Below are 19606 nucleotides of genomic sequence, written 5' to 3' on the forward strand. Positions count from 1 at the left end.
GGGGCGCGACGCGACGTTAGATCGCAATGGTTAAGCGCAAGTGAACCGGCGCCAGCGCACTTCGCGATGCCGCGCAATTTTGTTCATTCCTCCACATGCACTCGTGAACACTACGTGGCGACCTGTTACCGGATGGATGCATGAACCTTCAGAAGAATCTGAACCCCGCGCTTTCGTTGCCCGTGATGCCACTGCCATCGGGCGAGTTGGACCGCCTGGGCTTCTGGCAATTCGCCGACGAGGCCAAGGAAGCCACCGAAGCGCTGGCCGACCGCCGGATGGCGGTGATCGCGGAGTTGCCGGTGGATGCGTTGCGGCAGGTCTGCACGCAGTACCGCTTCTTCACGATCGACTACATCAGCGATCTGTCGCTGCTCGTGGCGAAGCTGCCGTTCGGCGGCCTGCGCAGCCTGCTGGGCCGCATCCTGCACGAGGAACTGGGCGAGGGCGCGGCGGACAAGGCGCATCCGGCGATTTACGACCGCTTCCTGGCCAGCATCGGCGTGACGCCGGAAGCGCGCGAACGTTGCCTGCCGGCCAACCGCGCGATCCTGAGCGGCCTGACCAGCGAGATGTCGCGCCGCGGCCCGGCGTTCGGCGTGGGCCTGCGCGGCATGGGCGGCGAATGCCTGTGCCAGACCTATCTGTCGGTCCTGTTCGAGCACCTGCGCAAGCATCCCTGGATCCGCGCGAACGACGCGTCCATCGACTGGGAGTTCTGGACCATCCACACCGGCGAGCAGGACATCATCCACGGCGAGCTCACGCGCCAGGCCATCGACGACTACATCCGCGAGGATCCCGACGCATTGCCGGAACTGGCCCAGGGCTACGAACGCAGCATCACCGCCTGGAACCACTTCTGGCAGAACATTTTCGAAGCCAGCGTGTCGCGCGCGAGCGAGGTGCGATGAACGCATCGCTCGCTCCGGTCGCGCAGTTCCACCTCGCCTTCCCCGTGCGCGACCTCGACGAGGCGCGCCATTTCTACGGCGACGTGCTCGGTTGCCCGCAGGGACGCAGCGATGTGACGTACCAGGATTTCGACTTCTTCGGTCACCATCTGGTCGCGCACGTCTCCGCCGAGGGCCAGCCGCTGCAGGGTGGACGCTTCGACGGCGAAGCGGTGCCGGTACCGCACTTCGGCATGAATCTCGATCGGGCATCGTGGGAAGCATTGGCGCGTCGCCTGAAGACCGCCGGCATCGCGTTCCATGAGGAGCCGCATCTGCGTCTGAAGGGGAAGCCGGGCCAGCACGTGACCATGTTCCTGTTCGATCCGTCGGGCAATGCGCTGGAGTTCAAGTCCTTCGACGATCCCGAACAGACCTTCATTCCGTGAGCGGCAGCGACGCGGCGGCCACGATGCGCGATTCCGGTTCCGAGCGCGTCGGCAACGACGCAACGCAGGCACGGCCGAACGCGCCATCGGCCACGCTGGAGAATGATCGCCGGCACCTGCTGCGCTCATGGTCCGCGCTCGACGGTCCCGCGCCCCTCGTGGTCGGCGCTGGCGAAGGCGCCTGGTTCCGCGACGAGAGCGGCCGGCGCTGGCTCGACTTCTCCAGCCAGCTGGTCAACGCCAACGTCGGCCACCAGCACCCGAAGTTGATCGCCGCGATCAAGGCGCAGGCCGACACGCTCTGCACGATCGCGCCGTACCACGCCAATGCCGCCACCAGCGAGGCGGCGCGCCTGATCGCGGAAGTCGCGCCGGGCGACCTCAACCGCGTGTTCTTCACCAACGGCGGTGCCGAAGCGATCGAGAACGCGATCCGCATCGCGCGGCTGTACACCGGGCGCCACAAGATCCTTTCCAGCTATCGCAGCTACCACGGCGCCACGACCGGCGCGATCACCGCCACCGGTGATCCGCGGCGATGGGGATCGGAGCCCGGCGCGCCGGGTTTCGTGAAGTTCTGGGGCCCGTATCCGTACCGCTCCGCCTTCCACGCCGTCGACGAAGCGCAGGAATGCGAACGCGCGCTGGCGCACCTCGCCGACACGATCCGGGTCGAAGGCGCATCATCGATCGCGGCGATCCTGCTGGAAACGGTGGTCGGCGCCAACGGTATTCTGGTGCCGCCCGATGGCTACCTGCAGGGCGTGCGCGCGCTGTGCGACGCGCACGGCATCGTCCTGATCGCCGACGAGGTGATGGCCGGCTTCGGCCGCTGCGGCGAGTGGTTCGCCATCGACCGCTGGAGCGTCATGCCCGACCTGATCACCTTCGCCAAGGGCGTCAACTCCGGTTACGTGCCGCTGGGCGGCGTGATCATGCGCGAGGCGATAGGCGAACGCTTCCGCACGCAGGCCTATCCGGGCGGCCTGACCTATTCCGGCCATCCGCTGGCCTGCGCGGCCGCCGTGGCATGCATCGGCATCTATCGCGACGAGACACTCATTCCGCGCGCGCGGCGTCTGGGCGAGGAGATCATCGGCCCGGCATTGCGCGCGATGCAGGCGCGCCATCCTGCGGTGGGCGACGTGCGCGGACTGGGCCTGTTCTGGGCGATTGAGCTCGTGCGCAATCGCGCCTCGCGTGAGCCGCTGGTGCCCTTCAATGCCACCGGCGCCGATGCCGAACCGATGGGCGCGTTCGCTGCGGCGTGCAAACAGCGCGGGCTGTGGCCCTTCGTCGCGGCCAATCGCCTGCATGTGGTGCCGCCGCTGGTCATCGACGAGCAGGCGCTGCGCGACGGGCTGGCGATCATCGACGAAGCGCTGCACGTCGCCGACGGTTACTGCTTCGACTGAAACCCATCGCGCGCGGCGCCTGTACGCCGTCGGTCAGGCCGCTGCCTGTCGCGACGCGGCAGCAGGCCGCCAGCCGAACAGACGCGCGGGCAGGAACAGGAGAGCCCGCAGCAGCGCGAACACGGCGTCGAAGGTGATGCCCACCAGTCGGAACGGCAGCGCGATCAGCCACGCCAGCGGCCACAGCACCAGCACGAGCAGCGCCAGCGGCCAGCACAGCACGAACAGCAGGCACCAGGCGACGATGGCGATGAAGGTCTTCATGGCGGGGTCCTCGTTGGCGTTCGCGGTCGGGCGACCGGCAGGCACGCGATTGTCGGGACACGCGCCGGCCGCGAACAAGCACGAATGCGACGAACCGGGCGGTGGACGTGATGAAGCGTGCCATCCGGCGACGAAGCCGCGTGCAGCCAACGAGGGAAGCGGTTCGCGCAACCTGACTCGGGTCGCCACCTCACCCGCGGTCATGTGGCGAAATTCCCGCCCTATGCTCCGGCCATCTGTGCACTGCCACTCCGCCTCCGCGTCGCCCCCTCGGCGCGATGCAGGTAGGTGGTGAGGCCGTCGACCGCGGGCGTGGCTGAATTCAGCAGCAGCACCGCGCTGATCTGCCCGCGATGGCCTGCCCCGTGCGTGATCACGTGCATGAGCATCTCCTCGCGCGACATGCGGCCGGCGCTGCCGTCGGTGAAGGTGAAGTCGATCCGCTCCGCCAGCCGATCGCGGTCGAGCGTGGCGACGTAGTCGACGTAGTCGCGATCGCTGGCGCGGATGTTCGCGGCGAGGTCCTTCAGCGGGGGCAGGGGATCGGGATTGGTGGAGGCGTAGCCGTGTTCGCACCGCCGCAGGTGCGCGGCAAAGATCCGGTCCACGACGTACGTATGGCTCAGTGCCTTGATGGCCAGGGTCGTCACGGGTGCCTGTCCCAGGCGCTCCAGCGTCGCCAGCAGCTCTTCGTTCGCCCAGGCCTTGTAGCGGAACAGGCGATGCAGCAGTTCGTTCATGCGTTTTCGCTCCCGATGGTCCGTGTCGTGGTGTGCGGATAGAATGCGAGCGAAGACTCATATTCGCTACTCGCATCCGGAAGGCCCGGCCATGGCGCGCAAACCGCTGACGCAACCCCGGAAAAACGCGGTCCAGCAGCGCTCGCGCGCCACGGTCGACGCGCTCGTCGAGGCGACCGCTCGCATTCTGGTCAGGGAAGGCTTCGAGAAGGCCAGCACCAACCGCATCGCGGAGAAGGCCGGCGTGAGCATCGGCTCGCTGTACCAGTACTTCCCGTGCAAGGAGGCGCTGGTCGCGGCCGTCATCGATCGCCACAACGCCGAGATCATGCGGGTGGTCCGCAGCGCGCTGGCAGAAGTCGCCGACCGGCCGGTTGCGCAGGCCGTGCGCCGGCTGGTTGCCGTGGCGATCGAAGCGCACCGTATCGATCCCCGGTTGCATCGCGTGCTGGCCGAGCAGATCCCGCGTACGGGTCGCCTCAAGAACATCGAAGCCTTCAATCGCGAGGCGCACGCGTTGTTCCGTAGTTATCTGGAGGCGCACCGCGACGAACTGCGCGTCGCCGACGTGGAGCTCGCGGCGTTCCTGTGCGCGACGTCGATCGAGGCCGTCGCGCATACGGCGGTCCTGCATGGCAACGAAGCACTGTCGGACGAAGCAACGGACGCGCTTGTCGAGCAGGCCACGCGCATGGTGGTGGGCTACCTGCAATAGCGCGTGCGCAACGCAGCGCGCGATTCATGTCTGCAAAACACCTGCGAAGCGGTGCGAGTATTCGCCGCGTTCCCACGCAAATCCCATCATGAACACGATGCGCGTCGCGCGCTTCGTGACCATCGGCACTTCGGTGCGGGAATGCGTGGCGTGAATGATCCATCGCGAGAGCTGACGCTTCGTCGCCATCGCGACACTCCTTCCCTTAAACCCACAGGAGGCGAACCGCATCCCATGACCATGTCCGTTCCCGCAAGAAACTTCTGTGCCTCGCTGCTGTTCGTCGGGCTGTCATGGACATCGGCGGTTTCCGCTGCGTGTCCGACCGGCGCGTATGGTCCGGGCGATGGCGACTTCGTCGTGCTGACCTCGCCGGACACGCTGGCCCCGCCGGCACAGCGCTACATGTTCCGCGATGGACGCCGCGGCTCCACGACGGACCAGGATGCCCTCGCGCGTTGTGAAGGCGAGAGCGTAAAAGTGGCGGGCAAGGACGGCCGGGCCGCGTCCTGGCCCCGCATCGCGATGCGCGAAACCGCGACTACATTCGCGAGCCACGGCAAGCAGCTCGCAGGCAACCTGATCGAACCCGCATCGGCCGCTGCGGACGCGCCGCTGGTGGTCATGGTGCACGGTTCGGAGCGCTGGTCGTCCACCCATTCGCCCTATGCCTACGCGCTCGCCGCGCAGGGTCTGCGCGTGTTCGCGTACGACAAGCGCGGCACCGGCGTATCCGAGGGCGAGTACACGCAGAATTTCGAACTGCTCGCGGACGACGCGGCGGCCGCGCTCGAGCATGCCCGCACGATGGCGGCGGGACGCTTCGGCCGCGCCGGCTATTACGGCGGCAGCCAGGGCGGCTGGGTCGCGCCGCTGGCGGCGACGCATTCGCATGCAGACTTCGTTGCGGTTGGCTTCGGCCTGGTCGTGTCGCCCATCGATGAAGACCGCGAGCAGATGCTCAGCGAAGCGAACGCCGCCGGACTGTCCGACGAGGCACGCGCCGATATCGAACGGCTTTCGCAGGCCACTGCGGAACTGGTGACGTCCAACTTCACGGAAGGCTTCGAAGCACTGGAGCGGCTGCGGGGCGAGTTCGCGAACAAGCCCTGGGCACGGACCATCCGCGGCGAGTACAGCGGCGAGATGCTGCGCACCAGCGATGCGGAACTGCGTCGCGTCGGCCGCGCCATCTTCGACAACGTCGAGCTGATCTGGAACTACGACGCGGTCGCGGTGCTGAATCGTCTCCAGGTTCCGCTGCTGTGGGTGCTTGCCGAAGACGACCGCGAAGCGCCCATCGACACCTCGCGGCGCGTGCTGTCCGCACAGGTCGCGGCGGGCAAGCCGATCGACGTGTACCTGTTCCCCGATACCGACCACGGCATGTTCGAGTACGCCGTGCAGCCCGATGGCAGCCGCAAGTCCACGCGCATCACCGACGGTTACCTGAAGCTGCTCGCGGACTGGATGAAGGGCGACGTGCGCGCTCGCTACGGACGCGGCGTGCGTCTGGACGGCGCAGCGCAGCACTGAGCATTCGCGTCTTGCGAACAAAAACGCCCCGGGCATGCCGGGGCGTTTCGTTTGCACAACCGCGATCGATCAGCCGGTCTTCAGCGTCAGGCCGTAGGTCGACAGGATCGGCAGCAGGGGCTGGTAGAAGCTGCGCGTGCGCTTGTTCGGCTGCTTGCCCTTGCAACTGCCGCTGCCGCCGGACAGCACGCCCTGCGCCTGGCCCGCGCCGGTGATGAACGAGCCGCCCGAGTCGCCCCCTTCCGAGCACGCGGTGGTGCGCGTCAGGTTGAGGATGGTCTCGCCGCTGCTGTAGTTCACGGTCTGGTTCTTGGCTTCGATCGTGCCGCAGCGCCAGCCCGAGGTGCGGCCGGAGCGGCAGATGGCCGCACCCACCGCGGCCTCGGTGCCGCCCTTGACGGTCACGTCGCCCTTACCCCAGCCGTAGACGGTCGGCAGCGTGTTGTGGCCGGCGGAAACCTGGATCCACGACCAGTCGTTGCCGGTCTGACCGGGATTGGGGAAGCTGGATGCCGCGAACGTGCCGATCTGCGGGCCCAGCGTCCATTGCGGCGACAGTTCCAGATAGACCTTCTCGCCGGCATCGCCGCAGTGGCCTGCGCTGACGTAACCGGGCGTGGTGCCCTTGGTCACGCTGAAGCCGATCGAGCACGCGTAGAGGTAGCCGTCGCCCGGGTTGCGCAGGTAGCCCAGGCCGCCCTTGAGGTCGGCGCGCAGGGTCGGCTGCTCGTCTTCGGTGACCAGGCGCACGGTCTGCGCATCGATGCCGCTGGCGGCGACGAAGTCGATGCCGTCCTGCTGCCGGCCCTTGCCGACGGTGACCACGACGCTGTTGCCGGGCAGGTCGACGTACCAGCCGTACACGCCCCTGGGCACCTTTGCGCCGCGCGCGAGCATCGCGTCGAGCCGCGCCTTCGACCCGTCGAGTTCGGCCAGGCTGTGGCGCGCGTTGCGGATCTCGATGCCGGCCGCGCCCTTCTGCGGACGAACCGTGGTGGTGGCCACCACCATGTGGAAGCTGCCATCGGCCGAACGCTCGATCCAGCTGCCGGCAAAGTTGCGGCCTTGCGCCTTGGCCTGCAGCTTCTCCTGCTGCGCGGCGAGGCGTTCGATCTTCAGGTACTGGGCCAGCTGGGCCGATGACATACCGAGGTCGCGCTGCATTGCGGCACGCAGCGTCGGCGAGAGACCGTCGGACGGTCCGGCGGCGGAAGCAGCCATGGCGACGGCGAGCGACAGCGGCGAGAGGATGAACAGGCCACGCCTGGCCCATGAGTCGAACTTGCGCATCTGGGATTACCCCCTATGGATGAAGGTCGAGGTGCACGGCCCGTCGGGTTGCGGTGGCCCATTACCGCGAGACGACCCGGCCGGCGGATGCTGCCGGCCTCTATAGAAGCGTTGCGTGAAGGCAAATCCGGCCAACCGCGGATCCCGCGGCCCGCGGCATTAAGCCATACAGCCCCGTACGGCGTTCCCGTTTGCCGCCGGATGCTGCAAAGCCCTCGTGACCATTGCCAGAGTCGTTCCGCGCGGTGGGTACGGAGAATCAATCCCTCATTGGAAACGGGCTCCGACATGAAGCGACTGCTGGTGACCTCTTTGCTCGCCCTGACCACGTCCACCGTCCACGCCGCGGATGGCTGCCTCGATCAGGCAGTGGACGCGCATGCCTTCACAGGCGGCGCCGGGCAGATCGCGATCGCCGCATTGGCGCCCGACGGCAGTCGCGACATGCGCGTTCTCGGCACCCCCGCGACCGGCGAGGGCCTGCAGGGCAGCGAGGGATTCCGCCTGGCGAGCATCACCAAGACTTATGTCGCCGCCACCGCGCTGCGCCTGGCAGAGCAGGGACGCCTGGAGCTGCAGGCGCCGATCGACCGCTACCTGCCGGACAACTGGATGAAGCTGCTCGCCAGCGACGGCTACCAGCCGCACGCCATGACCGTGCGGCAGTTGTTGAGCCACACCAGCGGCATGGCCGACGCGGCACAGGCGCCGCAGTTCATCGCCACCCTCAAGGCGCATCCGCATACACAGTGGACGCGCGAGGGCGACCTGCACGACCTGGTCGAATGGACCGATCCGGTCGGCAGGCCGGGCGAGAAGTTCGCGTATTCGGACACGGGTTACGTGCTGCTCGGCGCGATCATCGAGCACATCACCGGGCAGACGCTGCCGCAGGCGGCGCGCGCGCAGTTGCATCTCGACACGCTTGGCGTACCGGGTACGTACTGGGAGCGCTACGAGAAGCCGGTCGGTGGACCGCGTGCGCACCAGCGCTACGAAGGCCTAGACACTTACGACTGGGATCCGTCGATGGACCTGTACGGCGGCGGTGGCCTGGTCGCACCGCCGATCGACGTCGCCGTGTTCTTCGATGCGTTGCTCGAAGGACGTGTCTTCAGCAAGCCAGAAACGCTGGCGCTGATGCAATCGGCCGACGGACTGCCGACCGACAGCCAGTACCGGCTCGGCATCTTCGCGTACGACCTCGACGGCACCGCGGCCGCAGGCCATTCCGGCTTCTGGGGTACGCTGGTCGCGCGCGAGCCGGTGTCGGGCCGAACGATTTCCGGTGCGGTGACCGATCGCGCCGACTATCCGAAGCTCAAGCAACTCGTGAGCGACTACGTGGCGCGTGCGCACGCGGAGGCGACGGGTCGGGCCACGTGCGCTGCGACTGCATCTGCACCGGCGACGAAGCCGTAGATCGGCCGGACCGTCGTCGCGCCGGTTCGCGCGCTGCCTCCGATAGCGAGGGGTCGAACTGGCCCGCATTCCGCATCGAGTGCAATTCGCAATGCACCGGGGCCGAATTTTCCGCATTTCCGTGACGCCTTCGCGCGATGGCTGAGTTCGCGATCTCGGCGTGCGGGACATGTCCATTCCGGCGCCGGCCGCCAAAGGTCAATCAGCAGGGAGCCTGGTGCGGAAGCACATGACCGCGCGGCCTTCGATCTGCACGGAAACGGGTGAACCCGATTCCACAGCGACGGTGACATCCATCCAGCCGCCCCGGCCATTGGCAGCGATCTGACGCGCTCGATAGCGGGCGCAACCATCCTCGACCGCGATCAATCCGTGCTTTACCAGATAGGCGCCGAGTGGCCCGTTCGCGTTGCCCGTCACGGGGTCTTCCGTGATTCCGATGGAGGGAGCGAACATCCGGCCCCATGTGTACGCCTCGTCACCGTCCGGCGTATCCAGCGTGAAGGCGAAGTAGCCCCTGGTCCCGGCGGCTTCCGACAGGGCAGCAAGGCGCGCGACGTCGGGAGCAAGACGTTGCAGCGTGGCACGTTTGCGCAGGCCAATCATGAGCTTGCCATGGCCGGTGCTGACGAATTGCAGGGGACATCTGGGGTCGAGTGCGCTGTGATCCACGCCGAGTGCGGCCACGACATCGGCGGCGATCTGGTCGGGCAGCGGAGGAGAAAAGCTGGGACGGCCCTGCCCGATCGCAACGAGGTAGTCATCGTCCACCTCTGCGACCCGGACGTACTGGATGCCCGCTCCCGTCAGTTGCCTGTAACGTCCCGGTGGTCGTCCCTCCAGCGCCATGACGTAATGCGCAGAGAGGGTTGCATGGCCGCAGACCGGGACCTCGGTGGTCGGCGTAAAGAACCGTACGCGAACATCGTGATCGTCACGGAGGGGACTCAGGACGAACGCTGTTTCGGAGTTGTTGAGTTCTCGCGCGATCTCCTGCATGCGCGTATCGCTCAAACCGTCCGCGTTGGCGACCACACCCGCCGGATTGCCCTGATATCGCTTCGTGGTAAACGCATCGATTTGGTAAACGCGCAGGTCCGTCATCGGAATGCCTCTTCGTGGGAACGCGGGCGTGGCATCGCCAGTGCCCGCGCCGCGTGACGGGCGGCATCTGCAAAGGCCGATGCCACCCCATTCTTCCGCTGGTCAACGGATCTACGCAGCCGATGCCGCTTGTACCTGAATCTCCATGCTCATCCGCCCGCTGCCGACCGACCAGTCGGAGAAGTCGTTCTCCACCAGATAGACGAATACGTCCTCAGCGCGAATTTGCGCGGCCTGTTCGAGGTTGGCGGCGATGCGGGCGTAGAGCTCGCGCTTCATCGCGTCGCTGCGACCGCGACGCAAGGTGATCTGTACGACGATCATGCGATCGGAGCGTTGGTGCCCCAGGAAATCGCGGTCGAAGTGGAAGTCGCCGGGCTGGTACTCCGACAACAGCTGGAAGAAGTCGTCTTCGGGAATCCGGATCGCCGTCACCATCGCGTCGTGCACGGCGCGCGCGATGGCGGCCTTGTGCGTGGGCGAGGTGCCGGCAGGGATGGCGATGCGGGTAAAGGGCATGGGAACTCCAGTTGCTTTCGGGGGGAGAAATCCGGTCCGGATTGGCGGACGCGGTGCTGCCGTCATGCGACAGCAGTGCGGGAGGGGTGACGACGAACACCCATGAACGACGCAATCAGGGCGAGGGCGACGAGGCCCCGGCGTGTCTGTTCGATATTCATCGAACAAGAATAGAACTAGTTCCATGATAATGGAACACCCGGCCGTGTCCCGCCTCAGAGCCTGCGATGACCTCGTACCCCGAAATTCCCGCCCGGCTCGACCTGACCAGCGTCCTGCGCGCCCTGGCGGATCCCGTGCGCCTGGACCTGGTGCGCCAGTTGGGCCAGTCGACGGCGCCGATCGCCTGCGGCCGCTTCGACACCGGGGTGGCGAAGAACACGCTCAGCCACCACTTCCGGATCCTGCGCGAGGCGGGGGTGATCGCCACGCATCGCGAAGGCGGCCTGGCGTTGAACGTGCTGCGGCGCGACGCCCTCGATGCCGCGTTTCCCGGGCTGCTGCAGGCGGTGCTGGCAAGCGAGGGGCATCCGGCCGACGGAGCGTGATCGCGACCGCAACGGCGCGGGTCGAATGCCGCCGGGTTGATCGGGCCTATCCGGCCCGGGTCGCCGGATCGGAGACCAAATCGTTGCCGGTCACCGCGACTGGCTGATGCGGAAGACGTGGCCGTCGGGATGGCGCACGTGCATTTCCCGGACACCCCAGGGCTCGTCGGTCGGTGGCCACGTCACCTCGATGCCGTTCTGCAGGCACGTCCGGTGGATGGCATCGACGTCGTCCACCCAGATCGACATCCACACGCCGCCGGTCTCGACGTAGCCGGCGGCGGGATCCTGCCGGTGCCCCTGGCCATCGAGGCACATGAAGATCTCGCATTCGCCCGAACCGACCGAACCGAAGGTCGGCGGCGTGCCCCAGTCCCAGCATTTGTCCCAGCCCAACGCTTTGAACCACGCGAAGCTGCGCTCCATGTCGGAGACGTTGAGGATGGGGGTGATGTGCTTGGCGTACATGCATCCACCTCGGCAGCGCTGGCGGCGATGGCGTCAAGGCTCGGTCGCGCGACCGGCGGGGTCAAGCCGTGCGGCCCACGCCGGAGCCGCACGCGGCATTCGTGTACATCGCCGCGGTGGCTACCCGGGTGCGCTTCACTTGGCCGGTCTACTTGCTGCCGACATGCAAGCATTGGCGCGTTGGCAACGCCGCGGCCATTTCGACGCGGCCTAAGACGATGCCTCACCCGGATCGATCGTCCGTTCCCCCAACACGGACGCCACGACCAGGGCGACTGCGGTCCCCAGGAGCTGGGCCATCACGAACCCCGGCACGTCGTCGGGACGGATTCCCGCGAACGTCTGCGTCAATGCACGTGCCACCGTGACCGCGGGATTGGCGAAAGCGGTGCTGGCGGTGAACCAGTACGCGGCGAATATGTAACTCGCCACGAGCGCCGGAATCGCCGCCGGCCGCGCCCGCAGGCCCAGCAGGATGGTGAGCAGCAGTCCCGCGGTGGCCACGCCTTCGCTCAGCCGCTGCGCCGCGCCGGTACGTGCATGGGTGCCGGGCTGCAACAGCGGCTGGTCGAACATCGCGTGCGCCAGCAGCACGCCGCCGATCGCGGCGATCACCTGCGCCAGCATGTAGGCAATAGCTTCCGCGGTGCGAAGTTCGCCACGCCAGCGCAACGCGATCGTCACGGCCGGATTGAAATGCGCGCCGGAGATCGGACCCAGCACGGTGATCAGCACGTACAGGATGCCCGCGGTTGCACCCGCATTCGCCAGCAGGGCGATGCCGTCGTTGCCACCGGACAACGCCACGCCCATGATCCCGGAACCCACCACCGTGGCGAGCAGCACCCCCGTGCCGAGGAACTCGGCCGCCAGTCTGCGCAGGAGCATGGTTACAGCTCCGCCAGCAGTTGCTTCACGCGTGCCGAGATCTCGTCGCGTACCGCCCGATAGCCTTCGTCGTCCATGTCCCTGGGATCAGGCAGGCCCCAGTCCTCGCGCCGCTTCGCCGGCACCCACGGGCAGTTGTCGCCGCAGCCCATGGTGATGACCGCATCGAACGCGCCACCGATTTCGTCGAGCGACTTCGATGCATGGGCGCTCAGGTCGTAGCCGACCTCCGCCATGAAGCGGATGGCCTTGGGATTGATCACGCCCGAAGGCGCGGAACCGGCGCTCAAGGCGTCCACCTGGTCCCCGCCATGGATGTGCGCGAAGGCTTCCGCCATCTGGCTGCGATTGGAGTTCTCGACGCAGACGAACAGGACGCGTTTCTTCGGGGGATGCTTCATCGATAGGGCTCAGGAAAGAAGTTTGGACATGCAGGTGGCCGAGGCCGGACAGATCGAGCGGAATTCGGCGCTGGACTGCACGGGCGGCGGCGCACTGCTGCGGTCGATGACGGCGTAGCCGCGCCGGGCGAAGAATGCTTCGGCGGTCTGCGTCAGCAGCACCAGTTGCGACAGGCCGCTGTCGCGTGCGCGCGCTTCCACGGCCTGCACCAGTGCTGCGCCCAGGCCGGTGCTGCGGTGCGCCACATCCACGGCCAGCGAGCGCAACAGTCCGGCGTTCGCATGCGTTTCCAGTCCCACCACGCCGACGACGCGCGCGTCATCCACCGCGACGATGAACTCGATCGCGGCGGGATCCAGGTCTTCGGTCGGCAATTTGTTGTCGGAGAGGAGCACGCGGATGTCCGCGTGCTCGGTTTCCTGAAGCGGGCGCAGTTCCATCGCCGCCGCTCAGCAGCAGGCCGATTGCGGTGCGCAGCACGCTGCGCCCTTGTCGATCTTCGGCTTCATCTCACGCACATCCGGCGTGCAAGCGGCGCCATCGGTCGCGCAGGCGGCATCGGCCGCGTAGTAGGTCGTGGCTTCGCCGACGGTGTGGAAGCTCTCCCAGCGCGTGCCCTGCGGATCTTCGGTCCACAGCTTGTCCGAGCGGGCGTAGCAGCAGATCGTCGCGTCTTCCGGTACCACCGTGCCGCCCGCCGCATCCAGGCGCGGGCCGAGCGCGGCCAGTTCGTCCGCCGAATCGACCTGCAGTCCGAGATGATCGATGCCCGGTGCGCGACCGGTGCTGGAGATGGCGAAATTGACGCGCGGGTCTTCGAGCATCCACTTGGCGTAGTCGTGCTTGACCACACTCGGCTCCGCGGCGAACAGCTGGGTGTAGAAGCGGATGCTGCCGGCGAGGTCGGCGACGTTGAGGTGTACGTGGAATCGGTTCATTTCCTGGCTCCGGTTTTTTTGGGTGTGCAGGACGACGCCGGGCCGCAGTCATCGGCGCCGGCGCAGCAGTTTTCGGTGAGGTAGGCGAGCAGGGCATTCATCTGCCCGTAGTTGGCGCGCACGCGGATCACCCGGCCTTCGCGCTGGTCCTCCACCAGCGCGGCGGCGCGCAGCACGTTGAGGTGCGCGCTCAACGTGGCGGGAGGAAGGTCGAGGTGCTCACGCAACTCGCCGACCGACAGGCCGGCGGGGCCGGCCTGGACCAGGCGGCGGAACGCGGCGAGGCGGGAGTCGTGGCTGAGGGCAGAGAGCGCGGAGAGGGCAGCTGGGGTTTCCATACTTCCAATATTCCGGAAATATGGAATCATGTCAAGCCCATGATCCGCCGTCGGTTCGTACTGGCGTTTTCGATTGACCGAGCCGGCGCCTAGGCACGGTCGTGCGACCGGCGGGCTTCAAGCCGTGCGGCTCCAGGCCGGAGCCGCACGGGGTATTCGTGCACACGTTGCGGTGGTGCGATCCCGGGTGCGCTTCGCTTACCCGGGCTACGTCTTGCCTTAGTCAGACGCTCAGGGGCTGACTGACTGCTTCGTACGGCCGGCGTCAGTTGGCATTGATCCACGCGGCGTAGTCGGAGAGCTTCGTGTACGTCTGCGTCGTGCCCATGGCGTAGCTGATCATGCCGTTCAGCGTGGTATCGACGGTCGCGGTGACGAAGGCGCCGGGCGTGTAGACGTAACCCGGCATCGTCGCCAGCGTCCACGGTGACGTGGCCGTCGTCTGCAGGCGGTTGTGGTTGGTGCCGCCCGACTCGTATCCGATCTGCGTGAACTGCGTGCCCACCGCATTCGAGAACGGTGCGGCGATCGTCGAACCGAAGACGTTCGCGTTGTAGCTGAGCGCGGACACATGGATGACCGCCACGTCGTTGCCGAACGGTGCGCCGCCGCTGTTGTAGTTCGGATGGCGTACGAACGACTGCACCGCCCGCAACTGGCAGGTGCCGCAAGTGGTCACGGTGCGATCGGGCGCGCCGGCCAGGATGCTCATGGTGGACAGCGCGCCGCCGCCGATATGCGCCGGGACCAGGATTTTGGTCGGGCTGAGGATCGCGCCGTAAGCCACATGCGCGCCGTTGATGCGCACGGACACGAAGTTTCCGGCGGGTGCCATTCCGGCGGCCCTGGCTGCGGGCGCGGCAAGGATCAGCAGGAGAGCGGCGGATACCAACCACAGAGACGACGACTTGATGTTGAACATAAGACCTCACTCGGGATGTCGCACGATGACGTGCAGGAAGGGCCGCACAGGCATCGTGCGGGTTGGAAAACCGCGAGAAGACCGCCGTTGGATCCGGCAGAGCCGGATAAGTAGCCGAACGGAAAGATTCCGGAGCCCCCCATCTCAGGGGGGGCAATCGCGGCGCCATTGCCGCTGGCAACGCGCTCCGTTTCTTCCGATGGATGCGCCAAAACAAAAAGCCCCGCTTTCGCGGGGCTTTTGTGGAGCGGAACCTGCCGGCTTACGCCTCGGCTTCTTCCTTGTACGCATCCACCGGGATGCACGCGCACATGACGTTCTTGTCGCCGTAGACGTTGTCCACGCGCGCGACCGGCGGCCAGTACTTCTGCTGCTTCAGCGTGGCCAGCGGGAAGGCTGCCAGCTCGCGCGGGTAGGCGTGCGTCCACTCGCTGGCGCTGACGGCGGTCGCGGTGTGCGGTGCGTGCTTGAGCGGGTTGTCCTCGCGATCGAGCTTGCCTTCCTCGATCGCACGGATTTCCTCGCGGATCTGGATCATCGCGTCGATGAAGCGGTCGAGTTCATGCTGCGACTCGGACTCGGTCGGTTCCACCATCAGCGTGCCGGCGACCGGGAAGCTCAGCGTCGGCGCGTGGAAGCCGAAGTCGATGAGGCGCTTGGCCACGTCCTCGGCGGACACGCCGGTCGCGTCCTTGAGCGGGCGCAGGTCGAGGATGCACTCGTGCGCGACCAGGCCGTTGCGGCCGGTGTAGAGGGTCTCGTAGTGCGCTTCCAGGCGCCTGGCGATGTAGTTGGCGTTGAGCAGGGCGACCTGGGTCGCACGGCGCAGGCCGGCCGCGCCCATCATCGTGATGTACATCCACGAGATCGGCAGGATCGAGGCGGAGCCGAACGTCGCCGCCGACACCATCGCGTTGTTGCCCACGCCCGGCGTGCGCACGCCGTCCTTGCCGAGCGCGCCCGGCAGGTACGGCGCGAGGTGCGACTTCACCGCGCACGGACCGACGCCGGGACCGCCGCCGCCGTGGGGGATGCAGAAGGTCTTGTGCAGGTTGAGGTGCGAGACGTCCGAACCCCACTTGCCCGGCTTGGCCACGCCGACGAGGGCGTTCATGTTGGCGCCGTCGGTGTACACCTGGCCCCCGTGCCTGTGCACGATCTCGCAGATCTCGACGACTTCCTCCTCGAACACGCCGTGCGTGGACGGGTAGGTCATCATGATCGCGGCGAGGCGGTCGCTGTACTTCTCCGCGTTGCGGCGGATGTCCTCGACGTCGACGTTGCCGTTGCCATCGGTCTTGGTCACGACGACGGTCATGCCGCACATCTGCGCGGAGGCCGGATTCGTGCCGTGCGCGGAGTCGGGGATGAGGCAGATGTCGCGATGGCCTTCGCCGCGCGCGCGGTGGTAGGCGCGGATCGCCAGCAGGCCGGCGTATTCGCCCTGCGCGCCGGAGTTCGGCTGCAGGCTCACCGCGTCGTAGCCGGTGCATTCGACCAGCATGGCTTCGAGGCTGGCGATCAGCTCCTGGTAGCCCTGCGCCTGTTCGGCCGGCGCCAGTGGATGGAGGTTGGCGAATTCCGGCCACGTCACCGGGATCATTTCTGCGGTGGCGTTGAGCTTCATCGTGCACGAGCCCAGCGGGATCATCGTGCGGTCCATCGCCAGGTCCTTGTCGGCGAGCGCGCGCATGTAGCGCAGCAGTTCGTGCTCGCTGTGGTGCGTGTTGAAGACCGGGTGGGTGAGGAATGCCGACGTGCGCTTGAGGCCAGCCGGGATCGCGTCGGCGGTGGCCGCATCGAGCGCGTCGATGTCCGCCGTGGCGCCGAACAGCGCGGCCAGCGCGGCGACGTCATCGCGCGTGGTGGTCTCGTCGAGGCTGATGCCGACGCTGTTCGCGTCGATCGCGCGCAGGTTGATGCGCGCGGCCTTCGCCTTCGCGTGGATCGCGGCGGCGTCGACGCCGGTGACGTGCAGCGTGTCGAAGAAGTCCGGGCCCACGTTCACGCCAGCCTTGCCCAGCGCGGCGGCGAGGATCGCGGCGAGGCGGTGCGTGCGTTGCGCGATGCGGGCCAGGCCTTCGGGGCCGTGGTAGACGGCGTACATCGACGCCATCACCGCCAGCAGCACCTGCGCGGTGCAGATGTTGGAGGTCGCCTTCTCGCGGCGGATGTGCTGTTCGCGCGTCTGCAGGGTCAGGCGGTAGGCCGGCTTGCCTTCGGCGTCGATCGACACGCCGATCAGGCGGCCCGGCATCGAACGCTTGTACGCGTCGCGGCAGGCCATGAACGCGGCGTGCGGGCCGCCGAACCCGAACGGCACGCCGAAGCGCTGCGAGTTGCCGACGACGATGTCGGCGCCCCATTCGCCCGGCGCCGCGATCAGCGTCAGCGCCAGCAAGTCGGTGGCGACGGCGACCAGGCCGCCGCGCGCGTGCACGGCGTCGGCCACGGCCTTGTAGTCGCCGATCTGGCCGAACGTGTCGGGGTACTGCAGCATCACGCCGAACGCATCGACGTCCTTCGCCTCGGCATCGTTGCCGACCACGATCTCGATGCCCAGCGGCTCGGCGCGGGTGCGGATGACTTCGAGCGACTGCGGGTGCACGCCGCTGGAGACGAAGAACACGTTCGACTTCGACTTGCACGAGCGCTTGGCCAGCGTCATCGCCTCGGCGCAGGCGGTCGCCTCGTCGAGCAGCGAGGCGTTGGCGATCTCCATGCCGGTGAGGTCGGCGCACATCTGCTGGAAGTTGATCAGCGCTTCCATGCGGCCCTGCGAGATTTCCGCCTGGTACGGCGTATAGGCCGTGTACCACGCCGGGTTCTCGAGGATGTTGCGCAGGATGACGTTCGGCGTGTGCGTGCCGTAGTAGCCCTGGCCGATGAACGACTTGAACACCTGGTTCTTCGACGCGATCGCGCGGATCTTGGCGAGGGCTTCGACTTCGGTGACCGGCTCGGGCAGAACCAGCGGGTTGGCGGACTTGATCGAGGCGGGGACGATCGCGTCGGTCAGCGCATCGAGGGAGTCGTGGCCGACGACGCGCAGCATGTGCGCGATTTCGGCGTCGTTGGGGCCGATGTGGCGCTCGAGGAAAGCGTCGTGGTGTTCGAGGTCGCGCAGCGAGGACTTGGTCATGACAAAGGGCACCGGAAGTGGAGGGCGCCGATGTCGGCGCTTCCGTTCGTCGTTCCCGCGAAGGAATCCAGTGCCCTTGCGCTCGTACGACTGATCGGCGAAAGGCGGAAGGCGCTGGGCTCCCGCCTGCGCGGGAACGACGAGCAAAAGCATGCCGGTTCGGCAGTGCCCCTCTGTCCTTTTGCCTGAGAGTTTGGGAAGCGGAGCGGGAGGGGGAGGAGTCCCGCTCCGTTGCTTCTTGCCCCTTCGGCGCCGGTTCCCGCGTGTCGCCTGCGAGCCGATCTCTCCAGAGTGTTGGATATGCCTGCCTTCCCGCAGCAGGCCACGGGGAAGCGGACACATCCATCGCGACACGGAAGTACGTGGGCCTGAGCGATTCCGGGCGGTTGCGCCTTCGGCAGCGGCTGCCCCTGTCTGGCCAGCCGCTTCTCCCACCGTGTGCGTGGAGCGGGAATTATACCGGTTCGGCCCGCCTGCCCGACCGCAATCCGGAGGAGTGGGCCATGCTCGCGACGGTTTCCCAGGAGCGGTCGCGGGTGCGCCCTGCTCCTACCGGTTAACCCTCGAAAATCGGGGTCAGGCGGGTTTGGCGGCCAGGCTCACGCGGTTGCGCCCGGCGGCCTTGGCTGCGTAGAGCGCCTGGTCGGCGCGCTTGAGGACGTCCTCGATGCCATTGGCGCCCTCCATGCAGGCCACGCCGATGCTTACCTTCGGCGCGATGCCATCGCCCACGCGCAGGGCTTCGATGCGTGCGCGCAGGCGTTCGGCGACGGCCAGCGCGCCTTCGTGGCGGGTGTTGGGCAGGACGACGCCGAACTCCTCGCCACCGAGGCGGCCGAGCACATCGCTGTCGCGCAGTTCGCGGCGGCACGCATCGGCGACGGCGCGCAGCACCTGGTCGCCGACGTCGTGGCCGTGGCTGTCGTTGATGTCCTTGAAGTGGTCGATGTCGAGCATGAGCACCGACAGGGGATGCTGGTAGCGGAGGGCGCGGGTGAATTCCTGGCGCGCGGTTTCCAGCAGGCTGCGGCGGTTGCGCACGCCGGTGAGCTCGTCGGTGGTGGCCTGGCGCGCGAGTTCTTCCTTGAGCTTGTAGAACTGGGTGAAGTCGGTGGCGATGCCGAGCAGCGACACGATTTCGCCGCCGCGGTCGCGCTGCGGGATCTGCACGACCCAGAAGTGACGGATCTCGCCGTCGGGTGCGGTGGAGATCTGCTCGCCCGACTGCGTCGAGCCCGTGGTGAATACCCGATCGTCGAGCACGCGCCAGTTGGCGGCGACTTCGGGGGCGACGAGTTCGTCGTCGGTTCGGCCCAGCAGCTCCTGCGGCTCGCGTCCGACGATCGCGGCCATCTTGGCGTTGGCGTAGGTGTAGCGGCGCGCGCGGTCCTTGGTGTAGATGCATGCGTCGACATTTTCCAGCAGCGATTCGAGCAGTGCGTTCTTCTGCAGCAGCTCGGCTTCCAGGCGCCCCAGGTCGGCGGCGTCGGCGGACAACGCGCCGCGTCCGCGCGCATCGCGCACGGGTGGCTTGCCGCTCGGGTGGTTGCGCGCTTTGGGATCGATCAAGGCCGCTCGCTCCTCGGTTTCCGGACGCAGGCCGCATCCGGACG

At 67.3% G+C, this 19606-nt stretch carries 22 protein-coding genes and 2 riboswitches; of the genes, 7 read left to right on the forward strand and 15 right to left on the reverse strand.

What is annotated here, in order from left to right:
- Positions 1–140 precede the first annotated feature (140 nt).
- From ACFPN1_RS11375 to ACFPN1_RS11385, 3 genes are read left to right on the forward strand one after another with little or no spacing between them, the layout of a single operon-like run.
- Positions 141–914, forward strand: a complete 774-nt coding sequence (locus ACFPN1_RS11375; protein ID WP_386755104.1) for an iron-containing redox enzyme family protein — start codon at positions 141–143, stop codon at positions 912–914.
- Positions 911–1342, forward strand: a complete 432-nt coding sequence (locus ACFPN1_RS11380; RefSeq protein ID WP_386755105.1) for a VOC family protein — start codon at positions 911–913, stop codon at positions 1340–1342. Before ACFPN1_RS11375 ends, ACFPN1_RS11380 begins: the two co-directional genes overlap by 4 nt.
- Positions 1339–2757 (forward strand): aspartate aminotransferase family protein, encoded by a 1419-nt coding sequence (locus ACFPN1_RS11385; RefSeq protein WP_386755106.1) that lies wholly within the window; start codon positions 1339–1341, stop codon positions 2755–2757. Before ACFPN1_RS11380 ends, ACFPN1_RS11385 begins: the two co-directional genes overlap by 4 nt.
- Before the next feature lie 33 nt (positions 2758–2790).
- Here ACFPN1_RS11385 and ACFPN1_RS11390 read toward each other — a convergent pair whose 3' ends face one another.
- Entirely contained in the window at positions 2791–3021 is a 231-nt protein-coding gene (locus ACFPN1_RS11390) for a hypothetical protein (RefSeq protein ID WP_386755107.1), read from the reverse strand.
- A 221-nt stretch (positions 3022–3242) separates the two neighbouring features.
- Positions 3243–3761, reverse strand: coding sequence for a DinB family protein (locus ACFPN1_RS11395; protein WP_386755108.1), 519 nt, complete (start codon positions 3759–3761; stop codon positions 3243–3245).
- A 91-nt stretch (positions 3762–3852) separates the two neighbouring features.
- Between ACFPN1_RS11395 and ACFPN1_RS11400 the strand changes: the two genes are divergently transcribed.
- Positions 3853–4476 (forward strand): TetR/AcrR family transcriptional regulator, encoded by a 624-nt coding sequence (locus tag ACFPN1_RS11400; protein ID WP_386755109.1) that lies wholly within the window; start codon positions 3853–3855, stop codon positions 4474–4476.
- A gap of 24 nt (positions 4477–4500) precedes the next feature.
- Here ACFPN1_RS11400 and ACFPN1_RS11405 read toward each other — a convergent pair whose 3' ends face one another.
- The gene (locus ACFPN1_RS11405) at positions 4501–4665 is read right to left on the reverse strand and encodes a hypothetical protein (RefSeq protein ID WP_386755110.1); all 165 of its coding nucleotides are present in this window, start codon (positions 4663–4665) and stop codon (positions 4501–4503) included.
- 45 nt (positions 4666–4710) lie between these two features.
- Here ACFPN1_RS11405 and ACFPN1_RS11410 point away from each other — a divergent pair, with 45 nt between their 5' ends.
- Entirely contained in the window at positions 4711–6012 is a 1302-nt protein-coding gene (locus ACFPN1_RS11410; protein WP_386755111.1) for an alpha/beta hydrolase family protein, read from the forward strand.
- A 69-nt stretch (positions 6013–6081) separates the two neighbouring features.
- On the opposite strand, the gene ACFPN1_RS11415 is transcribed toward ACFPN1_RS11410, so the two are convergent.
- Positions 6082–7302 carry a S1 family peptidase gene (locus ACFPN1_RS11415; protein ID WP_386755112.1) on the reverse strand — a complete coding sequence of 407 codons (1221 nt, stop codon included), beginning with the start codon at positions 7300–7302 and terminating at the stop codon, positions 6082–6084.
- 288 nt (positions 7303–7590) lie between these two features.
- On the opposite strand from ACFPN1_RS11415, the gene ACFPN1_RS11420 reads away from it, so the two are divergent.
- Positions 7591–8724, forward strand: coding sequence for a serine hydrolase domain-containing protein (locus tag ACFPN1_RS11420; RefSeq protein WP_386755113.1), 1134 nt, complete (start codon positions 7591–7593; stop codon positions 8722–8724).
- A gap of 198 nt (positions 8725–8922) precedes the next feature.
- On the opposite strand, the gene ACFPN1_RS11425 is transcribed toward ACFPN1_RS11420, so the two are convergent.
- Together ACFPN1_RS11425 and ACFPN1_RS11430 are read right to left on the reverse strand one after the other, a co-directional pair.
- Entirely contained in the window at positions 8923–9828 is a 906-nt protein-coding gene (locus ACFPN1_RS11425) for a PhzF family phenazine biosynthesis isomerase (RefSeq protein WP_386755114.1), read from the reverse strand.
- A 111-nt stretch (positions 9829–9939) separates the two neighbouring features.
- A complete protein-coding gene (locus ACFPN1_RS11430) occupies positions 9940–10347 on the reverse strand; it encodes a tautomerase family protein (RefSeq protein WP_386755115.1) in 408 nt (135 codons plus the stop codon).
- 227 nt (positions 10348–10574) lie between these two features.
- Between ACFPN1_RS11430 and ACFPN1_RS11435 the strand changes: the two genes are divergently transcribed.
- Positions 10575–10895 carry an ArsR/SmtB family transcription factor gene (locus tag ACFPN1_RS11435; RefSeq protein ID WP_386755116.1) on the forward strand — a complete coding sequence of 107 codons (321 nt, stop codon included), beginning with the start codon at positions 10575–10577 and terminating at the stop codon, positions 10893–10895.
- Positions 10896–10985: 90 nt separating this feature from the next.
- Here the strand turns inward: ACFPN1_RS11435 and ACFPN1_RS11440 are convergent, their stop codons facing one another.
- The 9 genes from ACFPN1_RS11440 to ACFPN1_RS11480 all read right to left on the reverse strand — a co-directional run bounded on the left by ACFPN1_RS11440 (position 10986) and on the right by ACFPN1_RS11480 (position 19562).
- Complete coding sequence (locus tag ACFPN1_RS11440) at positions 10986–11363, reverse strand: bleomycin resistance family protein (protein WP_386755117.1); 378 nt, start codon at positions 11361–11363, stop codon at positions 10986–10988.
- A 210-nt stretch (positions 11364–11573) separates the two neighbouring features.
- Positions 11574–12251, reverse strand: coding sequence for an aquaporin (locus ACFPN1_RS11445; RefSeq protein ID WP_386755118.1), 678 nt, complete (start codon positions 12249–12251; stop codon positions 11574–11576).
- Between the two features lie 2 nt (positions 12252–12253).
- The gene (locus ACFPN1_RS11450; RefSeq protein WP_386755119.1) at positions 12254–12652 is read right to left on the reverse strand and encodes an arsenate reductase ArsC; all 399 of its coding nucleotides are present in this window, start codon (positions 12650–12652) and stop codon (positions 12254–12256) included.
- 9 nt (positions 12653–12661) lie between these two features.
- Positions 12662–13093, reverse strand: a complete 432-nt coding sequence (gene arsN2 / locus ACFPN1_RS11455) for an arsenic resistance N-acetyltransferase ArsN2 (protein ID WP_386755120.1) — start codon at positions 13091–13093, stop codon at positions 12662–12664.
- A 9-nt stretch (positions 13094–13102) separates the two neighbouring features.
- Entirely contained in the window at positions 13103–13591 is a 489-nt protein-coding gene (locus tag ACFPN1_RS11460; protein ID WP_386755121.1) for an ArsI/CadI family heavy metal resistance metalloenzyme, read from the reverse strand.
- Entirely contained in the window at positions 13588–13929 is a 342-nt protein-coding gene (locus ACFPN1_RS11465; protein WP_386755123.1) for an ArsR/SmtB family transcription factor, read from the reverse strand. The genes ACFPN1_RS11460 and ACFPN1_RS11465 overlap by 4 nt, the downstream gene beginning before the upstream one ends.
- A 265-nt stretch (positions 13930–14194) precedes the next feature.
- Positions 14195–14764 carry a trypsin-like serine protease gene (locus ACFPN1_RS11470; RefSeq protein ID WP_386755124.1) on the reverse strand — a complete coding sequence of 190 codons (570 nt, stop codon included), beginning with the start codon at positions 14762–14764 and terminating at the stop codon, positions 14195–14197.
- A 349-nt stretch (positions 14765–15113) separates the two neighbouring features.
- Complete coding sequence (gcvP, locus tag ACFPN1_RS11475) at positions 15114–17993, reverse strand: aminomethyl-transferring glycine dehydrogenase (protein ID WP_386755125.1); 2880 nt, start codon at positions 17991–17993, stop codon at positions 15114–15116.
- 163 nt (positions 17994–18156) lie between these two features.
- Positions 18157–18293, reverse strand: a riboswitch (glycine riboswitch).
- A gap of 46 nt (positions 18294–18339) precedes the next feature.
- Positions 18340–18437, reverse strand: a riboswitch (glycine riboswitch).
- A gap of 132 nt (positions 18438–18569) precedes the next feature.
- A complete protein-coding gene (locus tag ACFPN1_RS11480) occupies positions 18570–19562 on the reverse strand; it encodes a sensor domain-containing diguanylate cyclase (RefSeq protein WP_386755126.1) in 993 nt (330 codons plus the stop codon).
- Positions 19563–19606 lie beyond the last annotated feature (44 nt).

This window comes from Lysobacter yangpyeongensis, assembly GCF_042655745.1.
Taxonomy (GTDB): Bacteria; Pseudomonadota; Gammaproteobacteria; order Xanthomonadales; family Xanthomonadaceae; genus Agrilutibacter; species Agrilutibacter yangpyeongensis.